Annotated in this window: 17 protein-coding genes and 2 tRNA genes; 1 reads left to right on the top strand and 18 read right to left on the bottom strand. The window is 61.4% G+C overall.

Annotation, left to right across the window (positions count from 1 at the left end; all coding sequences use genetic code 11):
* Positions 1–217: 217 nt before the first annotated feature.
* The 14 genes from rpsO to rlmE all read right to left on the bottom strand — a co-directional run bounded on the left by rpsO (position 218) and on the right by rlmE (position 13,228).
* Positions 218–487: a 30S ribosomal protein S15 gene (rpsO, locus tag ACGLHT_RS04630; RefSeq protein ID WP_003249971.1), complete on the bottom strand. Its 270-nt coding sequence runs from the start codon at positions 485–487 to the stop codon at positions 218–220.
* A gap of 147 nt (positions 488–634) precedes the next feature.
* Complete coding sequence (gene truB / locus ACGLHT_RS04625) at positions 635–1,552, bottom strand: tRNA pseudouridine(55) synthase TruB (protein ID WP_013974284.1); 918 nt, start codon at positions 1,550–1,552, stop codon at positions 635–637.
* Between the two features lie 3 nt (positions 1,553–1,555).
* Complete coding sequence (gene rbfA / locus ACGLHT_RS04620; RefSeq protein WP_025340699.1) at positions 1,556–1,954, bottom strand: 30S ribosome-binding factor RbfA; 399 nt, start codon at positions 1,952–1,954, stop codon at positions 1,556–1,558.
* A 116-nt stretch (positions 1,955–2,070) separates the two neighbouring features.
* Entirely contained in the window at positions 2,071–4,611 is a 2,541-nt protein-coding gene (gene infB / locus ACGLHT_RS04615; RefSeq protein WP_075046424.1) for a translation initiation factor IF-2, read from the bottom strand.
* 27 nt (positions 4,612–4,638) lie between these two features.
* Positions 4,639–6,120, bottom strand: coding sequence for a transcription termination factor NusA (gene nusA / locus ACGLHT_RS04610; RefSeq protein WP_003258062.1), 1,482 nt, complete (start codon positions 6,118–6,120; stop codon positions 4,639–4,641).
* Positions 6,121–6,179: 59 nt separating this feature from the next.
* The gene (gene rimP / locus ACGLHT_RS04605; protein WP_003249960.1) at positions 6,180–6,638 is read right to left on the bottom strand and encodes a ribosome maturation factor RimP; all 459 of its coding nucleotides are present in this window, start codon (positions 6,636–6,638) and stop codon (positions 6,180–6,182) included.
* 130 nt (positions 6,639–6,768) lie between these two features.
* A tRNA-Met gene (locus ACGLHT_RS04600) sits at positions 6,769–6,845 on the bottom strand.
* A 100-nt stretch (positions 6,846–6,945) separates the two neighbouring features.
* Positions 6,946–7,031: transfer RNA gene (locus ACGLHT_RS04595), tRNA-Leu, on the bottom strand.
* Between the two features lie 21 nt (positions 7,032–7,052).
* Positions 7,053–7,451, bottom strand: a complete 399-nt coding sequence (secG, locus tag ACGLHT_RS04590) for a preprotein translocase subunit SecG (protein ID WP_015271857.1) — start codon at positions 7,449–7,451, stop codon at positions 7,053–7,055.
* Positions 7,452–7,455: 4 nt separating this feature from the next.
* Positions 7,456–8,211 (bottom strand): triose-phosphate isomerase, encoded by a 756-nt coding sequence (gene tpiA, locus ACGLHT_RS04585; protein WP_025340701.1) that lies wholly within the window; start codon positions 8,209–8,211, stop codon positions 7,456–7,458.
* Between the two features lie 65 nt (positions 8,212–8,276).
* A complete protein-coding gene (gene glmM / locus ACGLHT_RS04580) occupies positions 8,277–9,617 on the bottom strand; it encodes a phosphoglucosamine mutase (protein WP_025340702.1) in 1,341 nt (446 codons plus the stop codon).
* Between the two features lie 16 nt (positions 9,618–9,633).
* Entirely contained in the window at positions 9,634–10,485 is an 852-nt protein-coding gene (gene folP, locus ACGLHT_RS04575; protein WP_274120297.1) for a dihydropteroate synthase, read from the bottom strand.
* Positions 10,486–10,493: 8 nt separating this feature from the next.
* Positions 10,494–12,398, bottom strand: coding sequence for an ATP-dependent zinc metalloprotease FtsH (gene ftsH, locus ACGLHT_RS04570; protein ID WP_025340704.1), 1,905 nt, complete (start codon positions 12,396–12,398; stop codon positions 10,494–10,496).
* A 203-nt stretch (positions 12,399–12,601) separates the two neighbouring features.
* A complete protein-coding gene (gene rlmE, locus ACGLHT_RS04565; RefSeq protein WP_025340705.1) occupies positions 12,602–13,228 on the bottom strand; it encodes a 23S rRNA (uridine(2552)-2'-O)-methyltransferase RlmE in 627 nt (208 codons plus the stop codon).
* A 102-nt stretch (positions 13,229–13,330) separates the two neighbouring features.
* Here rlmE and yhbY point away from each other — a divergent pair, with 102 nt between their 5' ends.
* Positions 13,331–13,639, top strand: coding sequence for a ribosome assembly RNA-binding protein YhbY (gene yhbY / locus ACGLHT_RS04560; protein WP_003249945.1), 309 nt, complete (start codon positions 13,331–13,333; stop codon positions 13,637–13,639).
* 144 nt (positions 13,640–13,783) lie between these two features.
* Here yhbY and ACGLHT_RS04555 read toward each other — a convergent pair whose 3' ends face one another.
* The 4 genes from ACGLHT_RS04555 to carA all read right to left on the bottom strand — a co-directional run bounded on the left by ACGLHT_RS04555 (position 13,784) and on the right by carA (position 19,144).
* On the bottom strand, positions 13,784–14,224 hold the full coding sequence (locus tag ACGLHT_RS04555) for a hypothetical protein (RefSeq protein ID WP_049798463.1): 441 nt from the start codon (positions 14,222–14,224) through the stop codon (positions 13,784–13,786).
* Positions 14,202–14,684 (bottom strand): transcription elongation factor GreA, encoded by a 483-nt coding sequence (greA, locus tag ACGLHT_RS04550; RefSeq protein WP_274120296.1) that lies wholly within the window; start codon positions 14,682–14,684, stop codon positions 14,202–14,204. The genes ACGLHT_RS04555 and greA overlap by 23 nt, the downstream gene beginning before the upstream one ends.
* A complete protein-coding gene (gene carB, locus ACGLHT_RS04545) occupies positions 14,681–17,902 on the bottom strand; it encodes a carbamoyl-phosphate synthase large subunit (protein WP_015271865.1) in 3,222 nt (1,073 codons plus the stop codon). The genes greA and carB overlap by 4 nt, the downstream gene beginning before the upstream one ends.
* 105 nt (positions 17,903–18,007) lie before the next feature.
* Positions 18,008–19,144 (bottom strand): glutamine-hydrolyzing carbamoyl-phosphate synthase small subunit, encoded by a 1,137-nt coding sequence (carA, locus tag ACGLHT_RS04540; protein WP_025340706.1) that lies wholly within the window; start codon positions 19,142–19,144, stop codon positions 18,008–18,010.
* Between the last annotated feature and the right edge of the window lie 47 nt (positions 19,145–19,191).

Raw genomic sequence — 19,191 nt, 5'->3', positions numbered from 1 at the left:
ACTGGTTTCTTGCGAATTCTTGGGCAGAACGGGGAATCGGCCCCATTGACCGTCCAGATACAACACGAGGCTGGGAGCCTGGCACCAAGCGGAAAATCCGCTCAGCATTGCCAGGCTGCCAACCTCGGAGATACGCGTGGCGTGTCCAACTGCAGCACTGCAAAACAGCCCTGCCGAAGCCTGCGACACGCCATGCACACCACTGGCCAGGCCGCTATTAGCGACGCAGACCCAGGCGACCGATCAGGGCGCTGTAACGAGTGGTGTCTTTGCCCTTCAGGTAGTCCAGCAGCTTACGACGCTGGTTGACCATACGAATCAGACCACGACGGGAGTGGTGGTCTTTGTCGTTGGCCTTGAAGTGGCCTTGCAGCTTGTTGATGTTGGCGGTCAGCAGAGCAACCTGCACTTCCGGGCTACCGGTATCGCCGGCGGCTTGCTGGTATTCGGCAACGATCTGAGCTTTTTCTTCAACGCTGAGGGCCATTTGGCTTCTCCTGATAACGGATCCCGCATGCGGGGTCCAATAGGCCAGGGACAAATCCCTGTATTAATAAAAAAGGTGTGACCGTGCCTACTGACAGCCACCCTTGGTGCCGTGGGGCCTGGCAACTGCCCGGCCCCGCGGTTTCGGTCATTCCGACCGAATCAGCCGACGCGGCGCAATGCGCCCGTCTTCGCTCACTTCACCGATACCGATGAAGCGTGCATTGTGATCCTGTACCCGGACCATGCCAAATTGTGGCGCGTCCGGCGCGCGTACCGCCTGCCCATGCAGCCAGTAGAACGCACTGTGTTCGGACAGGCACACCAGCGGCCAGTCCTGCAGGCCGCTGTCCGAGGGCATGAGGAAGCGGTCGAGCGCTTCGTTGCCGCCTTCGGCGTGGGCCTGTTCGAGTTCCTCGAGGGTGACCGTCTGTGCCAGCGCGAAAGGCCCGGCCTGGGTCCTGCGCAGCTCGGCGACATAGGCGCCGCAACCAAGGGCCTCGCCGATATCCTCCACCAGGGTGCGGATATAGGTGCCTTTGCTGCATCCTACGCTCAACCGTGCACGGGTGCCTTCGCACTCGAGCAACTCCAAGCGGCCAATAGTAACAGAACGCGCCTCGCGCTCCACTACCTCTCCTGCACGTGCCAGCTTGTACAGCGGCTGGCCGTCACGCTTGAGCGCCGAGTACATCGGCGGTATCTGGCTGATCTGGCCACGAAAACGCGGCAGCAGGGCCTCGATGTCGGCGCGACCAACGGTCACCTCGCGGGTCTGCAGCACCTCACCTTCGGCATCACCGGTGTTGGTAGTCTGCCCCATCTGCATGACCGTTTCGTAGCCCTTGTCGGAATCGAGCAGGTACTGCGAAAACTTGGTCGCTTCGCCAAAGCACAGCGGCAGCACGCCGGTTGCCAGCGGGTCGAGGCTGCCGGTGTGGCCGGCTTTTTCCGCATTGAGCAGCCAGCGCACCTTTTGCAGCGCGGCGTTGGAGGTGAAGCCCAGCGGCTTGTCGAGCAGGATGATGCCGCTGACGTTGCGGCGGATACGTTTGACCTGGGCCACCGCTTACTCCTCGGCGTCCGGCTTGTCGGCATCCTTGTGCAGACGGTCTTCGGCGACCGCGCGCTCGATCAGTGCCGACAGGTGGACACCGCGGCTGACGCTTTCGTCGAAGTGGAAATGCAGTTGCGGCACGCTGCGCAGCTGCATCGAGCGGCCCAGGTGCAGACGCAGGAAGCTGGCGGCGCTGTTCAGGGCCTTGAGCGACTGCTGCACTGCGTCTGGCGTTTCTTCGCCCATGACGGTGATGAAGACCTTGGCATGGCCTAGGTCGCGGCTGACATCCACAGCGGTGATGGTGACCAGACCGACGCGGGGGTCCTTGACTTCACGGCGGATCAGCTCGGCCAGCTCGCGCTGCATCTGATCACCGATACGTTGGGTACGGCTGTATTCTTTGGCCATTCTTGCTACCTGTAACTTAAAGCGGCAAACGCCCGGTCAGGCTGATGCCTGACCGGGCGCTACCTACTGAGGCACTGCCCACCGCCCTGCGGCGGGGGCTGGCGCCCTGCTCACCCTTAGAGGGTACGAGCAACCTGGACTTTCTCGAAGACTTCGATCTTGTCGCCGACCTTGACGTCGTTGTAGCTCTTCACGCCAATACCGCACTCCATGCCGTTACGCACTTCGGAGGCGTCGTCCTTGAAGCGACGCAGCGACTCCAGTTCGCCTTCGAAGATCACAACGTCTTCGCGCAGTACGCGGATCGGACGGTTGCGGTACACGGTACCCTCGATGACCATACAGCCAGCGATGGCGCCGAACTTCGGCGAACGGAACACATCACGTACTTCGGCGACACCCAGGATGTTCTCGCGAACATCGCTGCCGAGCATGCCGGTCAGGGCCTTCTTGACGTCTTCGATGATGTCGTAGATCACGTTGTAGTAACGCATATCCAGACCTTCCTGCTCGACGATCTTGCGCGCGCCGGCATCGGCACGCACGTTGAAGCCGAACAGTACTGCATTCGAAGCCAGCGCCAGGTTGGCGTCGCTTTCGGTGATACCACCGACGCCGCCACCGATCACGCGTACCTGAACTTCGTCGTTGCCCAGGCCCGACAGCGAACCCTGCAGTGCTTCCAGGGAACCACGCACGTCGGTCTTGAGGACGATGTTGAGGGTCTTCTTCTCTTCCTGACCCATGGTCTCGAAGATGTTTTCCAGCTTGCCGGCGTGAGCACGGGCCAGCTTGACCTCGCGGTACTTGCCTTGACGGAACAGGGCAACTTCACGGGCCTTCTTCTCGTCGGCAACCACGGACAGCTCGTCACCGGCTTCCGGGGTACCGTCCAGGCCGAGGATTTCGACCGGGATCGACGGGCCGGCTTCCTTCACAGGCTTGCCGTTCTCGTCGAGCATGGCGCGCACGCGGCCATAGTTGGAACCGCACAGGACCATATCGCCCTGACGCAGGGTACCGTCCTGAACCAGGATGGTAGCCACCGGGCCACGGCCCTTGTCCAGACGCGATTCGACAACCACGCCACGACCTGGAGCGGTCGGGGTAGCGGTCAGCTCGAGGATCTCGGCCTGCAGCAGGACAGCTTCGAGCAGCTCGTCGACGCCGGTACCCATCTTCGCCGAAACCTTGACGAACGGAGTGTCACCACCCCAGTCCTCGGAGGTCACGCCTTCGACGGCCAGCTCGTTGCGGATGCGATCGATATCGGCACCCGGCTTGTCGATCTTGTTCACCGCAACCACCAGCGGAACGCCAGCTGCCTTGGCATGCTGAACGGCTTCGCGGGTTTGCGGCATCACGCCGTCGTCCGCCGCCACCACCAGGATGACGATGTCGGTAGCCTTGGCACCACGGGCACGCATTGCGGTGAACGCAGCGTGGCCTGGGGTATCGAGGAAGGTGACCATGCCGCGGTCGGTTTCCACGTGGTAGGCACCGATGTGCTGGGTAATACCACCGGCTTCGCCAGCGGCAACCTTGGCACGACGGATGTAGTCGAGCAGCGAGGTCTTGCCGTGGTCAACGTGACCCATGACGGTAACGACCGGCGCACGCGATTCGACTTCACCTTCGAACTTCAGCGATTCGGCCAGGGAGTCTTCCAGGGCGGTATCGCTGACCAGGGTCACTTTGTGGCCCAGTTCTTCGGCGACCAGCTGAGCGGTTTCCTGGTCGAGCACCTGGTTGATGGTGACCGGGGTACCCAGCTTGAACATGAACTTGACCACTTCAGCGGCCTTGACCGACATCTGTTGGGCCAGTTCCGAGACGGTGATGGTCTCGCCGATGGTCACGTCACGGATGACTGGACCGGTCGGGTTCTGGAAGCCGTGCTGGTTGCGCTTCTTCAGCTTGCTCTTGCCACCGCGGCCACGGCGTACGCCATCGCTCTCTTCATCGGTGGTGCGCGGTGCGGCACGAGGAGTCGGAGCCTTTTCCTTCTCCTTGACCTTGACCTTGATCGACACGCGCGGGGCCTCGCCACGACGCTCGCCACCACGACGGTCTTCGTCACGGGTGCGGCCTTCGTTGCGACGGGCTTCGTCCTTCTTGCGCTCGGCAGCACGGGCTGCGGCGTCTTCGGACGCCGGGGCATCGGCAACTACCGGGGCCGGGGCAGCGGCAGGCGCCGCCTCTGGCTTGGCGGCAGGCGCAGGGGCTGCAGCAGCGGTATCGGCGGCCTGACGGCGAGCCTGCTCTTCGTTGCGCTGGCGAACTTCGGCCTCGACCTTCTCGCGAGCGGCATTTTCAGCCGCGCGGCGCTCTTCCAGTTCACGCTTCTGCTCAGCCTGGATTTCTTCCGGGCTGCGCTGCACGAATACTTTCTTCTTGCGTACTTCTACGCTGATGCTCTTGCTACCGGCGACACGCAGGGTGCTGGTGGTTTTGCGCTGCAAGGTAATCTTGCGCGGTTCTTCCGCCTTGCTCTTGTGGCTGCTCTTCAAATGAGTCAGCAAGGTCTGCTTCTCATTGTCGGTCACTACCTGACCGGCGTCGGTGTGCGGCAGACCTGCCTCACGCATCTGCTGCAGCAGGCGCTCTACCGGTGCCTCGACCTCTTGGGCCAGTTCTTTCACCGTGACTTGCGTCATGCACTTCTCTCCTCAGGCCGCGCCTAATTACTCGAACCAGTGGGCTCGGGCGGCCATGATCAACTTGCCGGCACGCTCTTCGTCGATGCCGTCGATGTCGAGCAGATCGTCGATCGACTGCTCGGCCAGGTCTTCGCGGTTAACCACGCCGCGCACCGCCAGTTCCGCCGCCAGGTCCTTGTCCATGCCCTCGAGGGAGAGCAGGTCGTCAGCCGGATGGGCGTCTGCCAGTTTTTCTTCGGTAGCGATGGCCTTGGTCAACAAACGGTCCTTGGCTCGAGCGCGGAGCTCGTTGACGATATCTTCGTCAAAGCCATCGATGTTGAGCATTTCTTCCAACGGTACGTAGGCAATTTCTTCGAGGCTGGTGAAGCCTTCGTCGACCAGCACTTGGGCCAGCTCCTCGTCGACTTCCAGTTCATCGATGAAATTGCGCAGGATGTCACCGGTTTCGGCCTGCTGCTTGGCCTGGATGTCCTTCTCGGTCATCACGTTCAGGGTCCAGCCGGTCAGCTGACTGGCCAGGCGAACGTTCTGACCGCCACGACCAATGGCCTGGGCCAGGTTGTCCTCGGCAACGGCGATGTCCATGGCATGGGCATCTTCATCAACGATGATCGCCGCGACTTCAGCCGGCGACATGGCGTTGATGACAAACTGCGCCGGGTTATCGTCCCACAGGACGATATCCACACGCTCACCACCCAGCTCCCCGGATACGGCCTGGACGCGCGAACCACGCATGCCGATGCAGGCGCCTTGCGGGTCGATGCGCTTGTCCTTGGAGCGGACGGCGATCTTGGCTCGCGAACCCGGATCACGGGAGGCAGCCATGACTTCGATGAGGCCTTCGGCAATTTCCGGCACTTCGATGCGGAAAAGCTCGATCAGCATCTGTGGCGCGGTGCGCGACAGGATCAGCTGAGGGCCACGGTTCTCGGTGCGAATTTCCTTGAGCAGCGCACGCAGGCGCACGCCAACACGGAAGGTCTCACGCGGAATGATGTCTTCGCGGGCCAGCAGGGCCTCGGCGTTGTTGCCCAGGTCAACGATGACGTTGTCGCGGGTAACCTTTTTGACGGTGCCGGAGATGATCTCGCCAACGCGCTCGCGGTAGGCATCGACCACCTGGGCACGCTCGGCCTCACGGACCTTCTGCACGATGACCTGCTTGGCGGTCTGGGCGGCAATACGACCGAACTCGATGGACTCGATCTTCTCTTCGATCACGTCACCGACCTTGGCTTCAGGGTGGGTTTCGTGAATCTTGCTCAACCAGGTTTCGATCGCCGGATCATCAAGATCGGCTTCGTCGACCACGGTCCAGCGACGGAAGGTCTCGTAGCTACCGGTGTGGCGGTTGATTTCCACACGCAGGTCGACTTCGTCTTCAAAACGTTTTTTGGTTGCAGTGGCCAGTGCCACTTCCAGCGCTTCGAAAATGACGCCGGGCGGTACACCTTTTTCGTTGGATACCGATTCAACAACCAGCAGTACTTCTTTGCTCATCGTACGCCTCGCCTTGCGCAAGCCATTGGGCCCGGATAGTCCGCCGGGCCCGGCACGTCTCAGTCAAAACTGGGAATAATATTGGCCTTGTCGATCGAGTCGATCGGCAACAGGAACTCTTGATTGTCCACCTGGACCACCACATCCTGCTCCTCCACACCGCGGAGAAGGCCCTGGAAGTTACGACGACCCTCGAAGGGTGAGCGCAGCTTGATCTTCACTTGTTCGCCGGCATGCGAGGCAAACTGTTCCAGAGTGAACAGTGGGCGATCCATGCCTGGAGAAGACACCTCGAGGGTGTATTCACTGCTGATCGGATCTTCCACATCGAGAATTGCGCTGGCCTGACGGCTGACCGCTTCGCAGTCGTCCACCAGGATGCCGCCTTCCTTGTCGATGTAGATGCGCAGTACCGAATGCTTACCCTGGGAAACGTATTCGATCCCCCAGCATTGATAGCCCAGACCCTCGACAACCGGGGCCAACAAGGCCTGCAACTGTTCTAGCTTGCTCGACACCTGAACCCCCTCGTGCATGCTGTGCAAATAAAAAATGGGCGAAGCGCCCATCCCTGAAAGCGCCGTTGGACAACGACGCCGAAAACTGTTCGGTTAGCAAAAAGCCCCTGAAAAGGGGCTCCGCTGAAGCTGGTTGCGGGGGCTGGATTTGAACCAACGACCTTCGGGTTATGAGCCCGACGAGCTACCAAGCTGCTCCACCCCGCGACAAAGCTGGGGCAAAAGTATAAGACCGAACCCTCCTGAGGGTCAAATCCGAACCTTCACCTGCAAGAAAGCCCGCTAAAGCGGGCTCTCAAGCTTTAATTGGTACCGAGAAGGGGACTCGAACCCCTACACCCTATGGGCACAACCACCTCAAGGTTGCGTGTCTACCAATTCCACCACCTCGGCAATACTACTACTTGAAACCCGTTACTTCTGCTCTTGTGCCGGAGGAGGTACATCACCCGTATTAGGAGTGGTTTCGCTCTTCTGCTGCTGGAGCACCGGTACATCATCATTAACTGCCGGTTTCTGCGGCTCTTTCACTTCTAGCACTGCTGGATCTGGAAGACCTGCTTGGCTAAGCTGGTGAGCTTGTTGCTTCGCGAAGTATCCTAACCCAAGTGCTGTCAAAAAGAAAGTGGCAGCGAGTATAGCAGTTAATTTACTCAGGAACGTTGCAGAGCCCTGGCTCCCGAACACGGTATTTGAAGCACCCGCGCCGAAAGATGCACCTGCTTCCGCACCTTTACCCTGTTGCAACAGAACCAGCACTACAAGCGACAGCGCTGCCAACAGATGAAAAACAACGATGACTGTTTCCAGCATTTGTTCAGTTTCCTGCGGCGCGACAAATTGCACCGAATTCGTCTGCGTTCAGGGAAGCCCCACCAATGAGCCCCCCATCGATATCCGGCATGCCGAACAGTTCGGCCGCATTGGCCGCCTTCACGCTGCCGCCGTAGAGCAACTGCACCTTCGCAGCTACTTCAGCATCTTCTGCCGCCAGCTGGCCGCGGATGGCTGCATGCACATCCTGGGCCTGCTGTGGCGTAGCCGTAAGGCCAGTGCCAATGGCCCATACAGGCTCATAGGCAATTACTGCATTGGCAAAAGCCTTAACACCGAATGCCTCGATGATACTGCTTAGTTGACGCCCGACAACTTCGAGCGTTTTGCCGGCCTCGCGCTCTTCAAGGGTTTCCCCGATGCAAAGCACTGGCTTCAAACCTTTGGCCTGGGCCGCTGCAAACTTGCGATTGAGCACTTCGTCGGTTTCACCAATGATCTGGCGACGCTCCGAATGACCAATCAACACCAACTTGCAGCCTGCTTCAACCAGCTGTTCCGGAGCAACTTCTCCGGTCAGCGCACCCTGTTCGGGTTGTACTGCAGAATTCTGTGCGCCGACAGTAATTTCCTTACCTGCCAGGCCATCGATCACTTGATTGATGAACAAGGCCGGTGGAAACACCGCGACTTCCACTCCGCTCGGCAAGGCCAGATTTCTCAAGCCTTCGGTCAGCTCAGCGACGCTAGCGCGGGTACCGTGCATCTTCCAGTTACCAGCTACCATAGGGCGACGCATGCTTTACCTCGTCGGTCAAAGTGGGCGCAGATAGTACCCAACCCTATCTGCGCTGGCAAGCGCCTTCAGACACAAACTTCGCCAACCAGTTTGGCCAACGCTTCTGCGTGCGCACGCACCTGGCTTTCGTCCTCGCCCTCGACCATCACCCGCACCAACGGCTCGGTACCGGATTTGCGCAGCAGCACGCGGCCGCGGCCGGCCAAGGCCTCGGTCACCTTGGCACTGGCTTCCTTGACCGCCGGGTGCTCCAGCGGGTCGACCTTGCTGGCGCCATAGCGCACGTTGATCAGCACCTGCGGGCACTTGCGCAGGGCCTGACGAGCCTGGGCCAGGGTTTCGCCACGGCGCTTGAGCGCCATCAGCACCTGCAGCGCAGCGATGATCGCGTCACCAGTGGTGGTGTGATTGCAGCACACGACGTGACCGGAGTTTTCACCACCGACCAGCCACTCACGCTCCAGCAGCTCGGCCATGACGTAACGGTCACCGACCTTGGCCCGCACGAACGGGATATCCAGGTCCTTCAGCGCAAGCTCAAGGCCCAGGTTGCTCATCAGCGTGCCCACTACCCCGCCCTGCAGCTTGCCCCGCTCCTGCAGGTCGCGGGCGATGATGAACAGCAGTTCGTCACCATCGACGATGGCGCCGGTGTGGTCGACCATCAGCACGCGGTCGCCATCACCGTCGAAGGCGATGCCCAGGTCGGCATGACCGACCAGCACGGCAGCCTGCAGCGATTCGATGTGAGTCGAGCCACAGCCTTCGTTGATGTTCAGGCCGTCGGGCTGGGCATGCAGCACGGTCACGTCGGCACCCAGCTCGCGGAACACGCTTGGCGCGACCTTGTAGGTGGCGCCATGGGCGCAATCGACCACCAGCTTGAGGCCGTCGAAACTGGTGCTGCTCGGCACGCTGCTCTTGCAGAACTCGATGTAGCGGCCGGCGGCATCGTTGATGCGCGAAACCTTGCCCAGCTTGCCCGACTCGACAACGGTCATCGGCTGGTCGAGCAATTCCTCGATCATCAGCTCGACTTCGTCCGGCAGCTTGGTCCCCTGGCCCGAGAAGAACTTGATGCCGTTGTCATCGTGCGGGTTGTGCGAGGCGCTGATGACGATGCCGGCTTCGGCGTGGAAGGTACGCGTCAGGTAGGCGATGGCCGGCGTAGGCATCGGCCCGAGCAGCATCACGTCGGCACCTGCCGCGGACAGGCCGGCTTCGAGTGCGGACTCGAACATGTAGCCGGAAATACGCGTGTCCTTGCCAACCAGCACCCGGCAGTGGCCTTGCTTGCGGAAGGCCATGCCGGCCGCCCAACCAAGCTTCAGCATGAAGTCAGGCGTGATCGGGTATTCGCCGACGCGGCCACGAATGCCGTCGGTACCAAAGTATTTTCTGCTCATAGGGACTCCAATGTTCTTATTCGGCGTTTTGCACCGCAGCGATCATGCGCACCACATCAACGGTTTCGGCCACATCATGGACACGAAGGATGCTCGCCCCCTTGGTCATGGCCAACGCCGCCAGCGCGAGGCTGCCGTACAACCGCTCGCCGACCGGACGTTCCAGCGTCAGGCCGATCATGCTCTTGCGTGAAACACCCACCAGCAGCGGGCGCCCAAGGCGATAGAGCGCTTCCATATGCTTGAACAGGCTCAGGTTGTGCGCCAGTGTCTTGGCGAAACCGAAGCCCGGATCAAGGATGATTCTGTTTGCGTCGATGCCCGCCGCAGCGCAGGCGGCCATTCGCTGCTCAAGGTAACGCGTAACGTCGGCGGTCACATCTTCGTAATGTGGGTCGTCCTGCATGTTACCCGGCTCGCCGCGCATGTGCATGAGGCATACCGGCAGGCCGGTATCCGCGGCAGCGTCCAGGGCGCCATCGCGCTCCAGGGCTCGCACGTCGTTGATCAGCCCGGCACCGAGGCGCGCCGCTTCACGCATGACCGCCGGGGTGGAGGTATCGACCGAGATGACCACATCGAGGCGGCTGTTGATCGCCTCGACCATGGGGGCTACCCGCTCCAGCTCCTCGGTCACCGATACCGCGCGCGCGCCCGGCCGCGTGGACTCGCCGCCGATGTCGATCAGCGTCGCGCCTGCGGCAACCATCGCTTCGGCATGGCGCAACGCCTCGTCGCGCTGGTTGAAGCGCCCGCCATCGGAGAAGGAATCAGGGGTGATATTGAGAATACCCATGACATGGGTACGCGACAAATCAAGAACCCGGTTGCCGCAAGGCAACCGGGTCGGGTACTGCGCTGAGCTCATAGATGCCCTTAGTGTTGAGCCGCTGGACCGCCGATCGGCGATTCCGGGCGATCACCCTGGGCAGCAGGCTTGCCCGAAGCCGAGTCATCATCCCAGTCGCGCGGTTCGCGGGGGGTACGGCCGGCCATGATATCGTCAATCTGCTCGGCGTCGATGGTCTCGTACTTCATCAGCGCTTCGGCCATGGCATCGAGCTTGTCACGGTTGTCGGTGAGCAACTGCTTGGCCGTGGCGTAGCACTGATCGATGATGCTGCGCACTTCCGAGTCGATCAGCTTGGCGGTTTCGCCGGAAACGCTGGCGTGCTGGCTGGCAGCACTGCGACCCAGGAACACCTCGCCTTCTTCCTCGGCGTACATCAGCGGGCCGAGTTTTTCGGAAAGGCCCCACTTGGTCACCATGTTTCGGGCGATCTGGCTGGCACGCATGATGTCGTTGGACGCGCCGGTAGTGACACCGTCGAAGCCCAAGGTCATCTCTTCGGCAATACGGCCGCCGTACAGCGAGCAGATCTGGCTGATCAGTGCGCGCTTGGACAGGCTGTAGCGGTCTTCTTCCGGCAGGAACATGGTCACGCCCAGGGCACGACCGCGCGGAATGATCGAAACCTTGTAGACCGGATCGTGCTCAGGCACCAGGCGACCGACAATGGCGTGGCCAGCCTCGTGGTAGGCGGTGTTCTGCTTTTCTTTCTCGGACATGACCATGGTCTTGCGCTCGGCGCCCATCATGATCTTGTCCTTGGCCAGCTCGAACTCTTTCATTTCGACCAGGCGCTTGTTGGCGCGCGCGGCAAACAGCGAGGCCTCGTTGACCAGGTTGGCCAGGTCTGCACCGGAGAAGCCTGGGGTACCACGAGCAATGACCGCCGGGTTGACGTTCTCGCCGACCGGCACCTTGCGCATGTGAACCTTGAGGATCTGTTCGCGACCACGAATGTCCGGCAGGCCAACCACCACCTGGCGGTCGAAGCGGCCGGGGCGCAGCAGAGCCGGGTCGAGCACGTCCGGACGGTTGGTAGCAGCGATGACGATGATGCCATCGTTCATCTCGAAACCGTCCATCTCCACCAGCAACTGGTTGAGGGTTTGCTCACGCTCGTCGTGACCGCCACCCATGCCAGCGCCACGGTGGCGACCAACGGCGTCGATCTCGTCGATGAAGATGATGCACGGGGCGTGCTTCTTGGCCTGCTCGAACATGTCGCGCACACGGCTGGCACCGACACCGACGAACATTTCCACGAAGTCCGAACCGGAAATGGTGAAGAACGGCACCTTCGCCTCGCCGGCGATAGCCTTGGCAAGCAAGGTCTTACCGGTACCGGGCGGGCCGACCATCAGCACGCCACGCGGAATACGGCCGCCCAGGCGCTGGAACTTGCCCGGGTCGCGCAGGAACTCGACCAGCTCGCCGACCTCTTCCTTGGCTTCGTCGCAACCTGCAACGTCGGCCAGGGTGGTCTTGACCTGGTCTTCGGACAGCAGGCGCGCCTTGCTCTTGCCGAAGCTCATCGGCCCGCCCTTGCCGCCCGCGCCGCCCTGCATCTGGCGCATGAAGAACATGAACACAGCGATGATCACCAGGATCGGGAAGCTCGCCACCAGCAGTTGGGTCCAGATGCTCTGCTGCTCAGGCTGCTTGCCTTCGACGATGACGTGGTTGTCGACCAGGTCGCCGATCAGGCCGTTGTCGGTAATGGCCGGGCGAACGGTCTTGAAATTGTCGCCGTCGGCGCGCTTGCCGGTAATGATGTAGCCGTCGACGGTCACACGCTCGACCTTGCCATCCTTGACCTGCTGGATGAAGTCGGAATAGTTGAGGGTCTGCGGCTCGTTAGGGCTGGAGAAGTTGTTCATCACTGTCACCAGGACAGCTGCGATGATCAACCACAGGATCAGATTCTTTGCCATGTCGTTCAATTCGCTACCCTCTGAGGTCGGCGCACGACGCAGCCGTTCCTCGCATGATATTCATCGCCCTAACTTACTACATTACCTACGCAGCCGCAGGCACCGTCTGTAACCCTTTGTGAAAGCTAGACTACACGAAGTTCGGACGATCCTGACGCAGCGGCCGATTGGAAATTACTATCGGCCACCACGCTTCACGCCTTTCATGCCCCTTTGAAACCCCTGCCCAGCAGGTACTGCTCGCGGGAACGGTCACGCGACGACGACGGCTTGCGCATCTGTACCTTGTCGAACTTGCTGCGCACGTCCTTGAGGTACACGTCAAAACCTTCGCCCTGGAAAATCTTGATCAGGAAATCGCCGCCGGGCTTCAGCACGCGGGTTGCCAGATCGAGGGCCAGCTCGCAGAGGAACATGGCACGCGGCATGTCCACCGCAGGCGTACCACTCATATTGGGGGCCATGTCGGAAATCACAAGGTCCACATGCGAATCGCCGACGGCCTCGAGAATGCGCTGCAGCACTTCATCATGGGTGAAATCGCCCTGGATGAAGGTCACATCGGGGATCGAGTCCATCTCCAGGATGTCGGACGCGATCAGGCGGCCCTGGCCACCAATCAGACGACTGGTCACCTGCGACCAGCCACCAGGAGCCGCGCCGAGGTCGATCACGCTCATGCCTGGGCGGATCAGCCGGTCCTTTTCCTGGATCTCCAGCAATTTGTAGCTCGCACGCGAGCGGTAGCCATCCTTTTGCGCCTGTTTCACAAAAGGATCGTTGAAATGCTCTCGCAGCCAGTTTGCGCTGCTTTTGGAACGTTGTACCACGGGGCACCTCGATGATATGCGTCGTGATTGACTGGGCGGAGCCGGTGGCCCTCGGGTAAAATGCCGGTCAATTTTACAGAATCAGACGGAAAGGGTCAGATTATGCCGCTCAATAACGAGCAGAAGAAGCAATACAAGTCCATTGGTCATGACCTGAAGCCGGTCCTGATCGTTGCTGGCAACGGTTTGAATGAAGGCGTCATCGCCGAACTGGAGCGCGCCCTGGTCGACCATGAGCTGATCAAGGTCGAAATTCGCTCGGAAGACCGCGAAGAGCGGGCCGAGACCATTGCCGAACTGTGCAAGGCCGGCCGTGCCGAGCTGGTGCAGACCATTGGCAAGAAAGCCCTGATCTACCGCAAGAACCCACAGCCGAACAAGCAGCTGTCCAATATCCACCGTTACAAGTAACGGCACGGGGGCTGCGGCGCAGCCCATCGCGACACAAGGCCGCTCCCACAGGGATTGCACCGACCTGCGGCACAACGCAATCCCTGTGGGAGCGGCCTTGTGTCGCGAAAGGGCCGCAAAGCGGCCCCAGCGATCTCGAGCCGTCTAGCGGCGCACCTTGACCGGAACAGGCTGGGCCACCAGCACGATGCCGGAAAAGCCCAGCACCAGGAAACAGAGCAGCTGCCAGCGCTCGCCAACGGAAATACCGTAGCGCAAGGTGTAATACCCCACGCAGGCACCGAAGCCGAGCAACAGCATCTGGCCACGGAACTGCTGCCACCAGGCCGACAGGCCGTCCACCCTTGCCAGCACCGCCAGCTGGGTCAACAAGCCAAGCAGCGCCACACCGATCAACCAGCGGTCGATCTGCCCGGCGATATCCTGCACCAGCAGCGGCGCCAGGCCACTGACCTTGAGCGCGGGCACCAGCCCCACGTGAAACACCCACAAGCCACCGACCCAGAAAACCTGGGCCAGCTGCCAGAGGATCCCCTCGAGGGATGGCGCCCGCAGGCGCCGGTCAGATGTGCTTGACTTCGACAATCTCGTACTCGACCGTCCCGCTAGGCGTCTTGACGACGACAGTATCACCTTCTTCCTTGCCGATGATGGCACGGGCAATCGGCGCACCGCTCGAGAGTTTGCCCTGCTTCACGTCAGCTTCATCCTCGCCGACGATCTGGTAGATCACCTCTTCATCGGTTTCGGTGTTGGCCAGTACCACGGTGGTACCGAAAATCACCTTGCCGGTGTGAGGGATGGTGGTCACGTCGATCACCACCGAGTTCTGCAGACGGCCTTCGATATCGCGGATACGCGCCTCGACCATGCCCTGCTCTTCACGGGCGGCATGGTATTCGGCATTTTCCTTGAGGTCGCCCAGTTCACGCGCTTCGCCAATGGCCTGGCTCAGGCGCGGGCGCTCGGTCTTGCTCAGGAACAGGTGCTCCTCTTCCAGGGCGCGAGCGCCCTGGACGGTCATCGGGTACTTGGTAATGCTCATGCTTTCAGTCCTGCATGCAGATCCTGCAGGCGACGAACGGTCTTTTCCGGACCGAATTTCAGCGCCTCGCAGATGGCTTCACCGGCCGCAATGGTAGTGGTGCAGTAAATCTTGTGCTGCAGCGCATTGCGACGAATCGAGTAGGAATCGGCGATCGACTGGCGGCCTTCGGTGGTGTTGATGATCAACGACACTTCGTCGTTCTTGATCATGTCGACCACGTGCGGGCGACCTTCGGTCACCTTGTTCACACGGCGCACTTTCAGGCCAGCCGCTTCGATAACCTTGGCAGTGCCCGCAGTTGCAACCACTTCGAAGCCCAGGGCGATCAGGTCGCGGGCAACGCCAGCCACTTGCGGCTTGTCGTCGTCACGCACGCTGATGAAGGCGGTACCGCCGGTCGGCAGCACTTCGCTGGCACCCATCTGGGCCTTGGCGAAGGCTTCACCGAAGCTGTCACCGACACCCATGACTTCACCGGTCGATTTCATCTCAGGACCGAGGATCGGGTCAACCCCCGGGAACTTGGCGAACGGGAAGACGGCTTCCTTGACGCTGTAGAAGTTCGGGATGATTTCCTGGGTGAAGCCCAGCTCTTTGAGGGTTTTGCCAGCCATGACGCGGGCCGCGATCATTGCCAGGGAGGTGCCGATGCACTTGGAGACGAACGGCACGGTACGCGAAGCGCGCGGGTTGACTTCGATCACGTAGATCTTGTCGCCCTGCAGGGCCAGCTGCACGTTCATCAGGCCGACCACGCCCAGCTCCAAGGCCATTTTCTTGACCTGTACGCGGACTTCGTCCTGCACTTCCTTGCTCAGCGAGTAAGGTGGCAGCGAGCACGCCGAGTCACCGGAGTGAACGCCGGCCTGTTCGATGTGCTGCATGATCGCGCCGATCACCACATCGGTTCCGTCGCACACCGCATCCACATCCATCTCGATGGCGCAGTTGAGGAAGTGGTCGAGCAGTACCGGGCTGTCGTTGGACACCTGTACGGCTTCACGCAGGTAGCGCTTGAGCTCGTCCAGTTCGTAGACGATTTCCATGGCACGGCCGCCCAGCACGTACGACGGGCGCACTACCAGCGGGTAGCCGATGCCGCCAGCGGCGCTGATGGCTTCTTCTTCGCTGCGCACGGTGGCGTTTGGCGGCTGCAGCAGGTTCAGGCGCTGAACCATCTGCTGGAAGCGCTCGCGGTCTTCGGCGCGGTCGATGGCGTCCGGGCTGGTACCGATGATCGGTACGCCGGCTTCTTCCAGGGCGCGGGCCAGCTTCAGCGGGGTTTGGCCGCCGTAGTGGACGATCACGCCTTTCGGCTTCTCGACGCGGCACACTTCCAGCACGTCTTCCAGGGTCAGCGGCTCGAAGTACAGGCGGTCGGAGGTGTCGTAGTCGGTGGAGACGGTTTCCGGGTTGCAGTTGACCATGATGGTCTCGTAACCGTCTTCACGCAGCGCCAGTGCGGCGTGTACGCAGCAGTAGTCGAACTCGATACCCTGGCCGATACGGTTAGGGCCGCCACCCAGGATCATGATCTTGTCGCGGGTCGACGGGTTGGCCTCGCACTCTTCCTCGTAGGTGGAGTACAGGTAGGCGGTGTCGGTGGCGAACTCGGCAGCGCAGGTGTCGACGCGCTTGTACACCGGGAACACTTCCAGCTTGTGGCGGTGACGGCGCAGGTTCTTGTCGGTGATACCCAGCAGCTTGGCCAGGCGCTGGTCGGAGAAGCCCTTGCGCTTGAGGCGCAGCATGTAGTCCTTGTCGATCGACGACAGGGCCAGGGTCTTGACCTTCTCCTCTTCCTTGATCAGGTCTTCCATCTGCACCAGGAACCACATGTCGATGCCGGTCAGGTCGAAGATCTGCTCGCAGGTCATGCCGGCACGCATGGCGTCGGCCACGTACCAGATACGCTCGGCGCCCGGTACGGTCAGCTCGCGCTTGAGGATGCTGCTGGCTTCAGGGTTGGCCAGGTCGACTTTCGGGTCGAGGCCGCAGGCGCCGACTTCCAGGCCGCGCAGGGCTTTCTGCAGGGACTCCTGGAAGGTACGGCCGATGGCCATGACTTCACCCACGGACTTCATCTGGGTGGTCAGGCGGGCGTCGGCTTTCGGGAATTTTTCGAAGGCGAAACGCGGCAGCTTGGTGACGACGTAGTCGATCGACGGTTCGAAGGACGCCGGGGTGCGGCCGCCGGTGATGTCGTTCTGCAGTTCGTCGAGGGTGTAGCCGACAGCCAGCTTGGCAGCGATCTTGGCGATCGGGAAGCCGGTGGCCTTGGAGGCCAGCGCCGAGGAACGCGAAACGCGCGGGTTCATCTCGATCACGACCATGCGGCCAGTGTTCGGGCAGATACCGAACTGCACGTTGGAACCGCCGGTTTCCACACCGATTTCACGCAGCACCGCCAGCGAGGCGTTGCGCATGATCTGGTATTCCTTGTCGGTCAGGGTCTGTGCTGGGGCAACGGTGATCGAGTCACCGGTGTGCACGCCCATCGGGTCGAAGTTCTCGATCGAGCAGACGATGATGCAGTTGTCCTTTTTGTCGCGGACCACCTCCATCTCGTATTCCTTCCAACCGATCAGCGATTCGTCGATCAGCAGTTCCTTGGTCGGCGACAGGTCCAGGCCACGGGCGCAGATTTCTTCGAACTCTTCACGGTTGTAGGCGATACCACCACCGGTGCCGCCCATGGTGAACGACGGACGGATGATGCACGGGAAGCCCAGGCGCTCGAGGACGGCGTTGGCTTCTTCCATGCTGTGGGCGATGCCGGAGCGCGGGCACTCCAGGCCGATGTCCTTCATCGCCTTGTCGAAGCGCGAGCGGTCTTCGGCCTTGTCGATGGTGTCGGCGTTGGCACCGATCATTTCCACGCCGAACTTTTCCAGAACGCCGTGGCGCTCCAGGTCCAGGGCGCAGTTCAGTGCAGTCTGGCCACCCATGGTTGGCAGCAGTGCGTCCGGGCGCTCTTTCTCGATGATCTTGGCCACCGACTGCCACTTGATCGGCTCGATGTAGGTGGCGTCGGCCATGGCCGGGTCGGTCATGATGGTGGCCGGGTTGGAGTTCACCAGGATGACGCGGAAACCTTCCTCGCGCAGGGCCTTACAGGCCTGGGCGCCGGAGTAGTCGAATTCGCAGGCCTGGCCGATCACGATCGGGCCAGCGCCGAGAATCAGGATGCTTTTGATGTCTGTACGTTTTGGCATGGTTGTCACTCAAATCCGGGGTCAGTCGGCAAGCCGCTTTGAACAATCTGGGTCAGGCGCTTCCGGGCGCGGCGCAAGCCGGCCCGGGGCCTTGAAGCAGGATGCTCAGCGGCGCTTGGCCATGGCATCGATGAAACGATCGAACAGTGGCGCGACGTCGGTCGGGCCTGGGCTCGCTTCAGGGTGGCCCTGGAAGCTGAACGCGCTCTTGTCGGTACGCTCGATACCCTGCAGGGTGCCGTCGAACAGCGACTTGTGGATGGCGCGGACGTTGCCCGGCAGGGTGGCCTCGTCAACGGCAAAGCCGTGATTCTGGCTGGTGATCATGACCACGCCGGTGTCCAGGTCCTGGACCGGGTGGTTGGCACCGTGGTGGCCGTGGCCCATTTTCACGGTCTTGGCGCCAGAGGCCAGGGCCAGCAGCTGGTGGCCCAGGCAGATGCCGAATACCGGGATCTCGGTCTCGAGGATGTCCTTGATCGCCTGGATGGCGTAGTCGCACGGCTCGGGGTCGCCAGGGCCGTTGGACAGGAACACGCCGTCCGGGTTGAGTGCCAGCACTTCGCTGGCCGGGGTCTGGGCCGGCACCACGGTCACGCGGCAGCCACGGGCAACCAGCATGCGCAGGATGTTCAGCTTGACGCCGTAGTCGAAGGCGACCACGTGGTAAGGCAGGTCAGCGGCTTCGATGGTCGGGTGGCTGTCGGTCTTCAGTTCCCACACGCTGGAGCGCCACTCGTAGCGTTCCTTGGTGGAAACGACCTTGGCCAGGTCCATGCCCTTCAGGCCCGGGAAGGCGCGGGCAGCGGCGATGGCGGCTTCTTCGCTGATGTTGTCACCGGCGAGGATGCAACCGTTCTGAGCGCCCTTTTCACGCAGGATTCGGGTCAGGCGACGGGTGTCGATGCCAGCGATGGCGACGACGTTGTTGGCCTTGAGGTACTCAGGCAGCGACTGGGTATTACGCCAGTTGCTGGCCAGCAGCGGCAGGTCACGGATGACCAGGCCAGCGGACCAGACGCGGTTCGACTCGGCGTCTTCCGGGGTAGTACCGGTGTTGCCGATGTGCGGGTAGGTCAGGGTAACGATTTGCTGCGCGTAGGAAGGGTCTGTAAGGATTTCCTGGTAGCCGGTCATAGCGGTGTTGAATACCACCTCACCAACGGTCTGACCGTCGGCACCGATAGCTTCACCGCGGAAAATACTGCCGTCGGCAAGGGCGAGTATGGCTGGCTTTGTCAAGAAGACCTCCCGTAAATCAAGCATGAAAGGGCGATCGCAGGTTGCAA

The sequence above is a fragment of the Pseudomonas sp. PsB genome, from assembly GCF_043658375.1.
Classification (GTDB): Bacteria; Pseudomonadota; Gammaproteobacteria; order Pseudomonadales; family Pseudomonadaceae; genus Aquipseudomonas; species Aquipseudomonas putida_Z.
The sequence above is the reverse complement of the archived record's forward strand: the minus strand, read 5'-3'. Positions and strand labels throughout refer to the sequence as shown.

Bases quoted from the DNA above. Each gene is read 5' to 3' on its own strand.
- rpsO (WP_003249971.1), bottom strand. From the start codon at position 487: ATGGCCCTCAGCGTTGAAGAAAAAGCTCAGATCGTTGCCGAATACCAG.
- rbfA (WP_025340699.1), bottom strand. From the start codon at position 1,954: ATGGCCAAAGAATACAGCCGTACCCAACGTATCGGTGATCAGATGCAG.
- infB (WP_075046424.1), bottom strand. From the start codon at position 4,611: ATGACGCAAGTCACGGTGAAAGAACTGGCCCAAGAGGTCGAGGCACCG.
- nusA (WP_003258062.1), bottom strand. From the start codon at position 6,120: ATGAGCAAAGAAGTACTGCTGGTTGTTGAATCGGTATCCAACGAAAAA.
- secG (WP_015271857.1), bottom strand. From the start codon at position 7,451: ATGCTGGAAACAGTCATCGTTGTTTTTCATCTGTTGGCAGCGCTGTCG.
- tpiA (WP_025340701.1), bottom strand. From the start codon at position 8,211: ATGCGTCGCCCTATGGTAGCTGGTAACTGGAAGATGCACGGTACCCGC.
- glmM (WP_025340702.1), bottom strand. From the start codon at position 9,617: ATGAGCAGAAAATACTTTGGTACCGACGGCATTCGTGGCCGCGTCGGC.
- folP (WP_274120297.1), bottom strand. From the start codon at position 10,485: ATGAGCTCAGCGCAGTACCCGACCCGGTTGCCTTGCGGCAACCGGGTT.
- ftsH (WP_025340704.1), bottom strand. From the start codon at position 12,398: ATGGCAAAGAATCTGATCCTGTGGTTGATCATCGCAGCTGTCCTGGTG.
- yhbY (WP_003249945.1), top strand. From the start codon at position 13,331: ATGCCGCTCAATAACGAGCAGAAGAAGCAATACAAGTCCATTGGTCAT.
- greA (WP_274120296.1), bottom strand. From the start codon at position 14,684: ATGAGCATTACCAAGTACCCGATGACCGTCCAGGGCGCTCGCGCCCTG.
- carB (WP_015271865.1), bottom strand. From the start codon at position 17,902: ATGCCAAAACGTACAGACATCAAAAGCATCCTGATTCTCGGCGCTGGC.